Origin of the sequence: Streptococcus timonensis, assembly GCF_900095845.1 — a bacterium.
GTDB lineage: Bacteria > Bacillota > Bacilli > Lactobacillales > Streptococcaceae > Streptococcus > Streptococcus timonensis.
This window is the reverse complement of sequence record NZ_FMIX01000004.1, coordinates 810,842-823,593: the sequence shown is the minus strand read 5'-3', so window position 1 is coordinate 823,593 and position 12,752 is coordinate 810,842. Positions and strand designations below refer to the sequence as shown.

13 protein-coding genes are annotated in these 12,752 nt (G+C 37.4%); 12 read left to right on the top strand and 1 reads right to left on the bottom strand.

Translation table 11 applies throughout. The features are described from left to right. Window positions 1–3: 3 nt before the first annotated feature. From recN to lacD, 12 genes are all read left to right on the top strand, one after another. A complete protein-coding gene (gene recN / locus BQ2679_RS07625) occupies window positions 4–1,671 on the top strand; it encodes a DNA repair protein RecN (RefSeq protein WP_075567621.1) in 1,668 nt (555 codons plus the stop codon). Continuing rightward, window positions 1,672–2,400, top strand: a complete 729-nt coding sequence (locus BQ2679_RS07620) for a metallophosphoesterase family protein (protein WP_075567620.1) — start codon at window positions 1,672–1,674, stop codon at window positions 2,398–2,400. Between the two features lie 81 nt (window positions 2,401–2,481). Beyond that, window positions 2,482–4,305 carry a translation elongation factor 4 gene (gene lepA / locus BQ2679_RS07615; protein WP_075567619.1) on the top strand — a complete coding sequence of 608 codons (1,824 nt, stop codon included), beginning with the start codon at window positions 2,482–2,484 and terminating at the stop codon, window positions 4,303–4,305. A gap of 177 nt (window positions 4,306–4,482) precedes the next feature. After that, entirely contained in the window at window positions 4,483–5,079 is a 597-nt protein-coding gene (locus BQ2679_RS07610; protein ID WP_075567618.1) for a hypothetical protein, read from the top strand. 203 nt (window positions 5,080–5,282) lie between these two features. Beyond that, on the top strand, window positions 5,283–5,759 hold the full coding sequence (locus BQ2679_RS07605) for a PTS sugar transporter subunit IIA (RefSeq protein ID WP_075567617.1): 477 nt from the start codon (window positions 5,283–5,285) through the stop codon (window positions 5,757–5,759). 41 nt (window positions 5,760–5,800) lie between these two features. Beyond that, window positions 5,801–6,106: a PTS sugar transporter subunit IIB gene (locus BQ2679_RS07600; RefSeq protein ID WP_006151856.1), complete on the top strand. Its 306-nt coding sequence runs from the start codon at window positions 5,801–5,803 to the stop codon at window positions 6,104–6,106. Between the two features lie 44 nt (window positions 6,107–6,150). Next, complete coding sequence (locus tag BQ2679_RS07595) at window positions 6,151–7,626, top strand: PTS galactitol transporter subunit IIC (protein WP_075567616.1); 1,476 nt, start codon at window positions 6,151–6,153, stop codon at window positions 7,624–7,626. 96 nt (window positions 7,627–7,722) lie between these two features. Further along, window positions 7,723–8,616, top strand: a complete 894-nt coding sequence (locus tag BQ2679_RS07590; protein WP_075567615.1) for an aldose 1-epimerase family protein — start codon at window positions 7,723–7,725, stop codon at window positions 8,614–8,616. 260 nt (window positions 8,617–8,876) lie between these two features. After that, window positions 8,877–9,302 carry a galactose-6-phosphate isomerase subunit LacA gene (gene lacA / locus BQ2679_RS07585; protein ID WP_006148584.1) on the top strand — a complete coding sequence of 142 codons (426 nt, stop codon included), beginning with the start codon at window positions 8,877–8,879 and terminating at the stop codon, window positions 9,300–9,302. 148 nt (window positions 9,303–9,450) lie between these two features. Next, complete coding sequence (gene lacB, locus BQ2679_RS07580) at window positions 9,451–9,966, top strand: galactose-6-phosphate isomerase subunit LacB (RefSeq protein ID WP_036757536.1); 516 nt, start codon at window positions 9,451–9,453, stop codon at window positions 9,964–9,966. 10 nt (window positions 9,967–9,976) lie between these two features. Next, window positions 9,977–10,906 (top strand): tagatose-6-phosphate kinase, encoded by a 930-nt coding sequence (locus tag BQ2679_RS07575; protein ID WP_075567614.1) that lies wholly within the window; start codon window positions 9,977–9,979, stop codon window positions 10,904–10,906. 1 nt (window position 10,907) lies between these two features. Then, entirely contained in the window at window positions 10,908–11,888 is a 981-nt protein-coding gene (gene lacD / locus BQ2679_RS07570) for a tagatose-bisphosphate aldolase (protein ID WP_006152000.1), read from the top strand. 56 nt (window positions 11,889–11,944) lie between these two features. Here lacD and BQ2679_RS07565 read toward each other — a convergent pair whose 3' ends face one another. Then, window positions 11,945–12,712: a DeoR/GlpR family DNA-binding transcription regulator gene (locus tag BQ2679_RS07565; RefSeq protein WP_075567613.1), complete on the bottom strand. Its 768-nt coding sequence runs from the start codon at window positions 12,710–12,712 to the stop codon at window positions 11,945–11,947. Window positions 12,713–12,752: the final 40 nt, after the last annotated feature.

Sequence of the window (12,752 nt, the reverse complement as noted above, 5' to 3'; positions counted from 1 at the left end):
TATATGTTACTGGAAATTTCGATAAAAAATTTCGCCATTATTGAAGCTATTTCCCTAAATTTTGAAAAGGGGATGACCGTTTTGACTGGTGAAACAGGTGCCGGAAAATCAATTATTATTGATGCTATGAATATGATGTTAGGAGCAAGAGCAACGACTGATGTTATTCGTCATGGCGCTCCAAAGGCAGAAATTGAAGGTCTTTTCTCTGTAGAGAATAGTCGGGTTTTACAAGAATTTTTTGATGAACAAGGACTAGAGCTTGGTGATGACATTATTATTCGACGCGAAATATTGCGCAATGGTCGTAGTATTAGTCGAGTTAATGGTCAACTAGTCAATCTTTCTGTTCTAAAACTTATCGGTCAGTACCTAGTCGATATTCACGGTCAACACGATCAAGAAGAACTGATGCGTCCTCAAAGACATATTCAAATGTTGGATGAATTTGGAGATGCTGCTTTTTTAGAATTAAAAGAAGCATATCAAGAAAGCTTTGATCATTATCGTCGGATGCGTAAGCAAGTTCTTGATATCAAGAAAAACCAAGAGGAACACAAAGCCCGAATTGAAATGTTAGAGTTTCAGATATCTGAGATTGAAGCAGCAAATCTAAAAACTGGTGAAGATATAGCTCTAAACAAAGAAAGAGATAAACTTCTCAATCATAAAAATATAGCGGATACCTTAACAAATGCTTATAGTATGCTTGATAATGAAGAGTTTTCTAGCTTAGCTAATGTTCGTTCTGCAATGAATGATATGGAAAGTTTAGAAGAGTATGATCCAGAATATCGAGAAATTTCAACATCTCTATCAGAGTCTTATTATGTTTTAGAAGACATCACCAAAAGACTAGAGAATATTATAGATGATCTAGATTTCGATGGGAATCATTTGTTACAGATAGAAAGTCGCTTGGATTTAATTCACACTATTACACGAAAGTATGGAGGTAGTGTGGACGAAGTCTTAGATTACTTTTCTAAGATTACGGATGAGTATAATCTCTTAACTGGAAATAATCTTTCATCAGAAGATATGGAACTTGAACTTAAGAAACTTGAAAAGCAATTAGTAGATTTAGCTAATCAAGTATCTCTTGCTCGACACGATTTAGCGAAAGATTTAGAAGCTGATATCAAGAAAGAATTGCAGGATCTCTATATGGAGAAAGCTCAGTTCCAAGTCCGCTTTACTAAAGGTAAATTTAGTCGTGAAGGAAACGAAACGGTTGAATTCTTTATTTCTACCAACCCTGGAGAAGACTTCAAACCTTTAGTAAAAGTTGCATCTGGCGGTGAGTTATCTCGGTTAATGTTAGCTATTAAGTCAGCCTTTTCTCGTAAGGAAGGTAAGACAAGCATTGTATTTGATGAAGTAGATACAGGGGTTTCAGGTCGTGTAGCGCAAGCAATTGCCCAAAAGATTCATAAGATTGGTCAGCATGGGCAAGTATTAGCAATATCCCACCTACCACAAGTGATTGCTATTGCAGATTACCAGTTCTTTATTGAAAAGATTAGTGATGAGCATTCTACTGTATCAATCGTACGTCTCTTAACTATCGAAGAGCGCGTGCAAGAAGTGGCTAAGATGTTAGCAGGTGATGATGTAACAGAGGCTGCTCTAACACAAGCAAAAGAATTGTTGAAACATAAGGAGAAATAAATGACAGATTACTTCGTAATCGGAGATGTTCATGGAAAAGCTGGAATGTTGGAAGACCTCCTCAAAACATGGGATGGTCAAACACAGTTACTATTTCTTGGAGATTTAATAGATAGAGGTGAGGATAGTCGTCGTGTTTTAGAGATGGTCAAGGACTTGGTAGTTAATCAAAATGCGATTTGCATTTCCGGTAACCATGAATACATGTTTTTAACTTGGCTTGACAATCCTGAGGAAAGCTATGACCATTATCGTAGAAATGGTGGAGATACGACGATTAATTCTATACTAGGACGTCCTTTGGATGCTCCGGTAGATCCGATAGAAGATGCCAAACGTGTAGAAACTGAAGTAGGAGACTTGGTTTCTTTTATCCGACAAATGCCATTCGTGATTGAAACAGACCACTATATTTTCGTTCATGCAGGAATTGATTTGACCCTAGATGATTGGCATGAGACTACAGACTATAAGAAAGTCTGGCTAAGAAAACCATTCCACGAAGCTGAAAATCATACAGGGAAAACAATCGTATTTGGGCATACTCCTGTATACGGTTTGTTAAACCAAAAACCTGGCACATCTGAACTTTGGATTACTGATGATGGTAAAATTGGAATGGATGGAGGAGCTGTTTATGGCGGTGTCCTTCATGGAATCGTCTTTACAGAACAAGGAATGACAGAACGTTATTTCATTGAAAATGATGGATTCATTGCGGAAGATTAATACTCTCCACAGGGTATTATGGTCTTGTCAAAAATAAAAAAACAATTTATAATTAATAGATACCCTGAAAGGAAGAGAATCTTGAATTTAGAAGAATTAAAAAAACGACAGGAGAAAATCCGTAACTTTTCTATTATCGCCCATATCGACCATGGGAAGTCAACTTTAGCCGACCGTATTTTAGAAAAGACTGAGACAGTCTCAAGTCGTGAAATGCAGGCCCAGCTGCTTGATAGTATGGACTTAGAACGTGAGCGTGGGATTACAATCAAACTAAACGCTATCGAGCTTAACTACACAGCAAAAGATGGGGAAACCTACATTTTCCACTTGATTGACACACCAGGGCACGTAGACTTCACCTATGAAGTTTCCCGTTCACTTGCTGCCTGTGAGGGTGCAATCTTGGTTGTCGATGCTGCTCAAGGTATTGAAGCACAAACGCTTGCCAATGTTTATCTGGCTTTAGATAATGATTTGGAAATCATGCCTGTCATTAATAAGATTGACCTGCCTGCTGCAGACCCAGAACGTGTTCGTACAGAAATCGAAGATGTCATTGGCCTAGATGCGAGTGAAGCTGTTTTGGCGTCAGCTAAAGCTGGAATAGGTATTGAAGAAATCCTTGAGCAAGTAGTTGAGAAGGTGCCAGCACCAACTGGTGATGTGACAGCACCACTCAAGGCCTTGATTTTTGACTCTGTTTATGATTCATATCGTGGTGTTATTCTTCAAGTCCGTGTCATGGATGGAGTAGTCAAACCAGGGGATAAGATTCAGCTTATGAGTAATGGCAAGACCTTTGATGTTACTGAAGTAGGTATTTTTACTCCTAAAGCTGTTGGACGTGATTTTCTTGCAACAGGTGATGTAGGCTATATTGCTGCATCTATTAAGACTGTTCAGGATACTCGTGTTGGTGATACAGTGACCTTGGCTAACAATCCTGCAGCTGAGCCATTATTTGGCTATAAGCAGATGAATCCAATGGTATTTGCGGGTCTCTATCCAATTGAGTCAAACAAATATAACGACCTTCGTGAAGCCTTAGAAAAATTGCAGCTGAATGATGCAAGCTTGCAATTTGAACCAGAAACTTCTCAAGCGCTTGGCTTTGGTTTCCGTTGTGGCTTCTTGGGACTTCTTCATATGGATGTTATTCAAGAACGTCTTGAACGCGAATTTAATATTGATCTAATTATGACGGCGCCGTCTGTAATTTACAAAGTTAATTTAACAGATGGTGAAGCAATTGATGTATCGAATCCTTCAGAGTTTCCAGACCCAACTAAGATTGCTTCTATTGAAGAACCTTATGTTAAAGCTCAAATCATGGTGCCACAAGAATTTGTTGGTGCAGTTATGGAGCTGGCTCAACGTAAGCGTGGTGACTTTGTAACCATGGATTATATCGATGAAAATCGTGTGAATGTCATCTACCAAATTCCACTTGCTGAAATTGTCTTTGATTTCTTTGATAAACTAAAATCATCTACTCGTGGTTATGCAAGTTTTGATTATGAGTTGTCTGAATATCGCCCATCTAAATTGGTTAAAATGGATATCCTACTTAATGGTGATACTGTTGATGCTCTCAGTTTTATCGTTCACAAGGACTTTGCATACGAGCGTGGTAAATTAATTGTCGAAAAACTGAAGAAAATTATTCCACGTCAGCAGTTTGAAGTTCCAATCCAAGCAGCGATCGGACATAAGATTGTTGCCCGTACAGATATCAAGGCTCTACGTAAGAACGTGCTTGCTAAGTGTTATGGTGGTGACGTATCACGTAAACGTAAGCTTCTTGAAAAACAAAAAGCTGGTAAGAAACGGATGAAAGCCATTGGATCTGTAGAAGTTCCACAGGAAGCCTTCTTATCTGTTCTTTCTATGGATGAGGAGTAATACTCTCCCAAGATTATCAAATATTAAAACGCTCTAAATAGAGCGTTTTTTACAACTTAAATAAGAAGAATGAGTAATAGTAGATTGAAACTTCTATTCGAAAATACTCACATTTTACAGTTTATCTTTGACACTTTGATGTTCTTACTTTAGAATAGAAGTGAAAGGAGAATAACTATGAAAAAAGTAATTACTTTATCTTCGATACTTTTATGCTCTCTATGTCTTGCTGCATGTAATACAACAAAAAATACTAGTGCGGAAAAAACTGAAACTACTAGTGTTCAAGAAACAACAGTTGCAACAACCACAGCTCCTATAAAAGACACGCAATGGATTGGATCGGATGATTATGGATACGTGAAAGTACCACAATCATGGATTCAATTTAAAGATGTTAATGGTGGAGATGATATTCAATATTCTGACGGTACAGATATCAATATCGTTACCTTAAATACATTTAAAGCAGAGCAGTTTGGTATTTCTGAAAGCGAACTTGAAAAGGTAGATCCTATTCAAATTTCAAATAGTATTTATCAATCTAAATCAGAAAGTTCTGATTTCTCTAAGGTTTGGGGCTCTAAGTCAAGAATCGGAGGCTATGATGCATATCAAGTTAACTGCATTGCCAAAACTGGTAAATATTTAGTTATTTGGATTTTCAAGTCGGATGATGGTAAGTTCAGATATGTTTCACTTGAAGGGAATTTAGATTCTATTAAAGAACTAGCACCGACTATCGAAGAAAGTTGGACCAATAAAAAACCATAAATGTAGAAGCAGGATTGAATCCTGCTTTTTTTATAGTCTAAAAAAATATATATCTGTAAGATATTTGTTTGTAGTTGAGTAAATAAAATATGTCAAACATAAAAAGATAAAATTCAAACAAAATACAACAAAAATATATTGACAACGATTTCATATAGTGTTATACTAAAGATGTAAAAATTAAATAAAGAAGGGAGAATGTTATGGGATTAGATCATTTCTTCAGAAAAGACTTAGTTTTTTGTTTAGAAGCAGATAATCAAGAGCAACTCTTTGATCAAGTTGCAACTCTATTGGAAGAAAAGAAAGTTGTTACGGATACCTATCGATCGGCATTGATTGAACGTGAAAAAATGTTCCCAACCGGTTTAGATATGGAATTTCTTGGGAAGGAATTGCCGAATGTAGCAATCCCTCACACAGACACGATTCATAATTTAACTGAAAACGTTGTTGTGGTTCGCTTAGCGAAACCAGTAACATTCCACAACATGATTGCTCCTGACAAGGAAGTAGAAGTATCATTACTCTTCTTTATCATCAATAATTCAAATTCGAGTCAAACAAATATTCTAGCTCAATTGATGGACTTCTTTACAGGTAATGGTCATCTTGAAGCACTCTCTAAGATTACAGAACCTGAAGCTCTGTTCCAATACATCTCAGAAGCAACTACTTAAATTCATAAATAAATAGTAAATAAAAAACGGAGGAAATCCAAATGATTAAAATTCTTGCTGCATGTGGTGCAGGTGTCAACTCAAGCCACCAAATTAAAAGCGCTCTAGAAGAAGAGCTCTCAAGCCGTGGTTACGATGTACAGTGTGACGCAGTTATGGTTAAAGATGTCAATGAAGACTTGATTAAAGGTTATGATATCTTCACACCAATTGCTGCAACTGACTTAGGTTTTGACCCTGGTATCCCAGTAGTTGAAGCTGGACCAATCTTGTTCCGTATTCCAGCAATGAGCGCTCCAGTCTACGACAATATTGAAGCAGCAATCAAAGAACACGGATTAAGTTAATTATTATTTTGTAATTTTCCATAAAAATAAAGGGAGGAAAAATTATGGATTTCATTATCAATTTAGCCAATGAATTCTTTAAACCAATCTTGGCTATGGGTGGCCCAATCATCATGCTGATCATTTTGACAGTATTGGCTTTGCTTTTCGGAGTTAAATTCTCCAAAGCACTTGAAGGTGGTATCAAACTTGCCATCGCACTTACTGGTATCGGTGCTATCATCGGAATGCTTAACGGAGCTTTCTCAGCTTCACTTGCAAAATTCGTTGAAAATACTGGTATTCAATTGACCATCACCGACGTTGGTTGGGCACCACTTGCAACAATCACTTGGGGATCTGCATGGACTCTATACTTCTTGCTAGTTATGTTGATTGTCAACATTGTAATGCTTGCAATGAAGAAAACAGACACACTTGACGTTGATATCTTCGATATCTGGCACTTGTCTATCACAGGTCTTTTGATTAAATGGTATGCTGACAAGAGTGGAGTTGGTCAAGGGGTTTCTCTTTTCATCGCGACTGCAGCAGTTGTTCTTGTAGGGGTTCTTAAAATTATTAACTCTGACTTGATGAAACCAACATTCGACGACCTTCTTAACGCACCAAGTTCATCACCAATGACTTCAACTCACATGAACTACATGATGAACCCAGTTATCATGGTTTTGGATAAGATTTTTGATAAATTCTTCCCAGGTCTTGATAAATATGACTTTGACGCTGCTAAATTGAACAAGAGAATCGGTTTCTGGGGATCTAAATTCTTCATCGGTTTCATCCTTGGTATCGTTATCGGTTTGATGGGTACTCCACATCCGGTTGCAGGTGTAGAAGGTGCTGAAAAATGGGAACTTGTAATTAAAGGTTGGTTGTCACTTGGTTTGACTGCCGGTGTCTGCTTGGAGCTCTTCTCATTGATCGGTTCATGGTTCATCGCTGCCGTAGAACCACTTTCACAAGGTATTACAAACGTTGCTACTAAACGTCTTCAGGGACGTAAATTCAACATCGGTCTTGACTGGCCATTCGTAGCTGGTCGTGCTGAAATCTGGGCTTGTGCCAACGTACTTGCACCAATCATGTTGATTGAAGCAGTGCTTCTTTCAAATGTCGGAAATGGTATCTTGCCACTTGCTGGTATCATCGCAATGGGTGTAACTCCAGCTCTCTTGGTAGTTACTCGTGGTAAATTGCTCCGTATGATTATCTTCGGAACACTCTTGTTGCCACTCTTCCTTCTTTCAGGTACACTTATCGCACCATTTGCAACAGATCTTGCTAAAAGTGTAGGTGCCTTCCCAGAAGGTGTGAGCCAAACTCAATTGATCACTCACTCAACACTTGAAGGACCAATCGAAAAACTTCTTGGTTGGACAATTGGTAACACTACAACAGGTGATATCAAAGCAATTATTGGTGCAGTAATCTTCCTTACTTTCTATATCGGTATTTTTGCATGGTACAGAAAACAAATGATCAAACGTAACGAAGAATACGCAGCAAATGCAAAATAATTTGCTCCTAAAAATGTAAATTGTAAAAACTAGGTTGTCAGTTTCCACTATGGAGCAGTCAGCCTAGTTTTTTTTAGAAAATTGGAGGTAAGACTTATGATTGTATTAAAATCAGATCAATTATGTGTTGAGTTTCAAACACTTGGAGGCGCCCTTTCTTCCATAAAGGACAAGGAAGGCGTAGAGTATTTGTGGCAGGGGGAGCCAACTTATTGGAGTGGGCAAGCACCCGTATTATTCCCAATATGTGGTTCAGTAAGAAATGATACGGTCCTTTATGATAAGGAAGATGGTAGTCAAAAAGAAGGAAAAATCCCTCGACATGGCTTAGTAAGAAAAAAAGATTTTACATTAGTAGAACAAACAGATAATTCTGTTACATTCGCTATTGAAGACGATGAAGAAATGTATGAAAATTACCCTTATCATTTTCGTTTAGAAATCACTTATACAGTGACTGGGAAAACCATACGTACTCTGTATAAAGTCTATAATAAAGAAGCTGAAAAGAGTATGCCATATTTTATTGGTGGGCATCCTGGTTTTAACTGTCCATTATTAGATGGTGAAGTGTATGAGGATTACTATCTTGAATTTGAAAAGCCAGAAACATGTACAGTTCCAAAACCTTTCCCAGAAACAGGAATGTTGGATTTCAAAGATAGAAGTTCTTGGTTAAACAATCAAAAAGAAATAGACTTGAATTATGACTTCTTTAGCTATGATGCTGTGACATTAGATGAGTTGGAATCTCGCACAGTAGCTTTGCGTTCACGAAAACATGATAAAGGTTTGAAACTAGATTTTAAAGAGTTTCCATATTTAATCGTATGGTCAACTCTTAATAAAGGTCCTTTTATTGCCTTGGAACCATGGTCAGGTTTGTCTACTTCAATAGAAGAAGGAGATAGACTGGAAGATAAGAAAGATGTTAAGATTATAAAACCTAGTGATTTTGAGCAGATTGGATTTGATATCGAGATTTTATAAAATAAACAAAAACAAACATAAATTGTTGACTTTTCCAACTAATAGTAGTATATTATGTTTATAAAGAACAATTTGTGTTTATTTTAACAAGATTACTGTTCTGGCTTTTCTCTGAAGAAAGCTTATTAAGAAACGAATAAGATATTTGTTCTTAATTTAAATTATTGTCAACAAAACTACTAGTAACTATTTGAGAAAGGTCTATTTTAGGCTAGAATCAAAAAGTTTTACTGGTCTATTATAAAAAAGGAGTATACAATATGGCTATTGTTATTGGTGCAGATGCTGCAGGTTTAAGATTGAAAGAAGTTGTAAAAGACTTCTTGGAAAAAGAAAACTTCCACGTAGTGGATGTTACAGCAGAAGGTCAAGACTTTGTTGATGTAACTCTTGCGGTTGCGGAAGAAGTTAAGAAAGAAGAACAAAACCTTGGTATCGTCATTGATGCTTATGGTGCAGGTCCGTTTATGGTTGCTACTAAAATCAAAGGAATGGTTGCTGCAGAAGTTTCTGATGAACGTTCAGCTTATATGACTCGCGGTCACAACAACTCACGTATGATTACGATGGGTGCTCAACTTGTTGGTGATGAATTGGCTAAAAACATTGCTAAAGGCTTTGTAAATGGTAAGTATGATGGCGGTCGTCACCAAATCCGTGTCGACATGTTGAACAAAATGTGCTAATACTCTCCAAAAATCAAGATAATCTGTCGTCAGCTCACTTTAGCTAACCTCAGTTATGCTCGCAGCTCGCTTCCTAAGCTAATCTTGATTTTTCTTGAGTTAGAATAAATGATATTAGATTTATACAATTAATCGGAGGGAATAACTAATGAGAATTGCAATTGGATGTGACCACATCGTAACAAATGAAAAAATGGCTGTTTCAGAATTTTTGAAATCAAAAGGACATGAAGTTATCGACTTTGGTACTTATGACCACGCTCGTACCCACTACCCTATCTTTGGTAAAAAAGTTGGTGAAGCAGTAGTTAGTGGCCAAGCTGATCTTGGTGTATGTATCTGTGGTACTGGTGTGGGTATTAATAATGCTGTTAACAAGGTTCCTGGTGTTCGTTCTGCTTTGGTTCGCGATATGACAACAGCTTTATATGCAAAAGAACAATTGAATGCCAACGTAATCGGATTTGGTGGTAAAATCACTGGCGAATTGCTCATGTGTGATATCATTGAAGCTTTCATCAACGCTGAATACAAACCATCAGAAGAAAACAAAAAATTGATTGCTAAAATCCAACACGTTGAAAGTCATAACGATCATCAAACTGATGCCAACTTCTTTGCAGAGTTCCTTGAAAAATGGGATCGTGGTGAATACCACGACTAAGAGGTGACTTATGATTTTAACAGTCACAATGAACCCATCCATTGATATTTCCTATCCTTTGGATGAACTGAAAATTGACACTGTCAATCGTGTTGTTGATGTCACTAAAACGGCTGGTGGTAAAGGTCTTAACGTTACACGTGTCCTATCAGAATTCGGTGATTCAGTAGTGGCAACTGGGCTTGTCGGTGGTAAACTTGGTGATTTTTTAGTAGAAAATATTGATGATAAAGTAAGCAAACGTTTCTTCTCTATTCAAGGTGAAACCCGTAACTGTATCGCAATTCTACATGGAGAAAACCAAACAGAAATCCTAGAAAAAGGTCCTGAAGTTCAAGAAAAAGAAGGTCAAGATTTCTTGGCTCATTTCAAAGAACTTTTAGAGACTGTAGAGGTAGTGGCCATTTCAGGTAGTCTACCAGCAGGACTTCCAGTGGATTATTATGCTAGTCTGGTTGAACTTGCAAATCATGCTGGGAAACCTGTTGTCTTGGACTGTTCAGGCGCTGCACTTCAGGCAGTTCTTGAGTCTCCACATAAACCAACAGTCATCAAACCAAATAATGAAGAATTGTCTCAACTTTTAGGAAGAGAAATTTCTAAAGACTTGGATGAATTAAAAGAAGTCCTTCAAGAACCACTTTTTGATGGAATCGAGTGGATTATCGTTTCATTAGGTGCTAATGGTGCATTTGCTAAGCACGGTGATACTTTCTACAAAGTAGATATTCCAAGAATTCAAGTAGTAAATCCAGTCGGTTCTGGCGATTCTACAGTGGCAGGTATTGCTTCAGGTCTTTTCCATAAAGAAACGGATCAAGAACTGTTGATCAAGGCAAATGTCCTTGGTATGCTTAATGCTCAAGAAAAAATGACCGGTCATGTCAATATGGCTAACTATCAAGGTCTATATGACCAATTAATTGTAAAAGAGGTGTAAAATGGTTTTAACAGAAAATAAACGCGCTTGTATGCAAAAACTGTCTGATGAGAATGGTATCATCTCAGCTCTCGCCTTTGACCAACGTGGTGCTTTGAAACGCCTCATGGCTCAATACCAAACAGAAGAGCCAACAGTTGCTCAAATGGAAGAACTAAAAGTATTGGTGGCAGATGAATTGACTAAATATGCTTCATCTATGCTACTTGACCCTGAGTACGGACTTCCAGCTACAAAAGCTCTTGATCCAAATGCAGGTCTTCTCCTTGCTTATGAGAAAACAGGATACGATACAACAAGTACAAAACGCTTGCCAGACTGCTTGGACGTTTGGTCTGCAAAACGTATCAAAGAACAAGGTGCAGATGCCGTTAAATTCTTGCTTTACTATGACGTAGATAGCTCTGACGAACTCAACCAACAAAAACAAGCCTACATTGAACGTATTGGTTCTGAGTGTGTAGCTGAAGATATTCCATTCTTCCTTGAAATCTTGGCTTACGATGAAAAGATTGCGGACGCAGGTTCTGCAGAATACGCTAAAGTAAAACCACGCAAGGTTATCGGTGCTATGAAGGTCTTCTCAGACCCACGCTTTAACATCGATGTCTTGAAAGTGGAAGTTCCAGTTAACGTGAAATACGTTGAAGGATTTGGCGATGGCGAAATCGTTCATACACGTGAAGAAGCAGCGGCCTTCTTTAAAGCTCAAGACGAAGCTACTAACTTGCCATACATCTACTTGAGTGCAGGTGTATCAGCTAAACTCTTCCAAGAAACTCTTGTATTTGCCCACGAATCAGGTGCAAACTTCAATGGTGTTCTTTGTGGACGTGCAACATGGGCTGGATCAGTTGAAGCTTATATCAAAGACGGTGAAGCAGCTGCTCGCGAATGGCTTCGTACAACTGGTTTTGAGAACATCGATGAACTCAACAAAGTTCTTAAAACAACAGCAACTTCATGGACCGAACGTGTGTAAATTCTTCTTTGAAATTATTCTAAAAATAAAAAAGTCTCACCATTTGTGAGACTTTTTTATGGCTTAGATTTGATAATGTGTGTTTTTTTTGTCAAGGATTTAAGAGTTTTATCACTTAATTTTGAATCTGAAATAATCGTATCAATATCAGCGATATTATAAAAAGTGTAAAAATCAAACTTATCGAATTTGCTGTGATCCGCTAAGAGATACTTTTTATTTGCATTTTGAAGGGCTATCTTTTGGACTTCTCCCTCTTCTTCACTGAAAGTAGCAATAGCATGTTCTTTTATTCCGTTACAGCTTACAAAAGCTTTGGAAAATTGTAAACTGGAAAGGTCTTGTAAGGTAAGTGTTCCTACAAAAGCTCCAGTAATTTCACGATAATTACCACCGATTAATATCAAATCAGTAAGTTTACGTTCATTTAGAATCAGAAAAACAGGTAAACTATTGGTGACAACACGGATATTATCAATTGGTAGTTCACGCGCGAAGTACTCGAGAGTAGTACCAGGGCCAATAAATATGGTTTCTCTTTCTTCAACTAAATGACCAGCAAATTTTGCAATTTCTTGTTTTTCAGCAATTTGAAGAGCTTGTTTTTCAACGTTAGATCTCTCATTAGATAGAAGAGAACCAGTACGAAGCTTTTCAGCACCACCATGAACACGGACAAGTAAATCCTTGTCAGCTAATTCTTGAAGGTAACGTCTAGCTGTCATATCTGATATATCTAAACTAGTCATAATATCTTTAACAGTGATAGTTCCCTTGGTATTAACAGTTTCTAAAATTCTATCTAGTTTTTCTTGTTTGAGCATTGGATTACCTCCATATCTAATACTATAATACCACAAAGTA

Excerpts from the sequence above, each read along its gene's own strand:
- BQ2679_RS07575 (WP_075567614.1), top strand. The coding sequence starts at position 9,977 with ATGATTTTAACAGTCACAATGAACCCATCCATTGATATTTCCTATCCT.
- BQ2679_RS07605 (WP_075567617.1), top strand. The coding sequence starts at position 5,283 with ATGGGATTAGATCATTTCTTCAGAAAAGACTTAGTTTTTTGTTTAGAA.
- recN (WP_075567621.1), top strand. The coding sequence starts at position 4 with ATGTTACTGGAAATTTCGATAAAAAATTTCGCCATTATTGAAGCTATT.
- BQ2679_RS07595 (WP_075567616.1), top strand. The coding sequence starts at position 6,151 with ATGGATTTCATTATCAATTTAGCCAATGAATTCTTTAAACCAATCTTG.
- lacD (WP_006152000.1), top strand. The coding sequence starts at position 10,908 with ATGGTTTTAACAGAAAATAAACGCGCTTGTATGCAAAAACTGTCTGAT.
- BQ2679_RS07610 (WP_075567618.1), top strand. The coding sequence starts at position 4,483 with ATGAAAAAAGTAATTACTTTATCTTCGATACTTTTATGCTCTCTATGT.
- BQ2679_RS07600 (WP_006151856.1), top strand. The coding sequence starts at position 5,801 with ATGATTAAAATTCTTGCTGCATGTGGTGCAGGTGTCAACTCAAGCCAC.
- BQ2679_RS07620 (WP_075567620.1), top strand. The coding sequence starts at position 1,672 with ATGACAGATTACTTCGTAATCGGAGATGTTCATGGAAAAGCTGGAATG.
- lacB (WP_036757536.1), top strand. The coding sequence starts at position 9,451 with ATGAGAATTGCAATTGGATGTGACCACATCGTAACAAATGAAAAAATG.
- lacA (WP_006148584.1), top strand. The coding sequence starts at position 8,877 with ATGGCTATTGTTATTGGTGCAGATGCTGCAGGTTTAAGATTGAAAGAA.
- BQ2679_RS07565 (WP_075567613.1), bottom strand. The coding sequence starts at position 12,712 with ATGCTCAAACAAGAAAAACTAGATAGAATTTTAGAAACTGTTAATACC.
- BQ2679_RS07590 (WP_075567615.1), top strand. The coding sequence starts at position 7,723 with ATGATTGTATTAAAATCAGATCAATTATGTGTTGAGTTTCAAACACTT.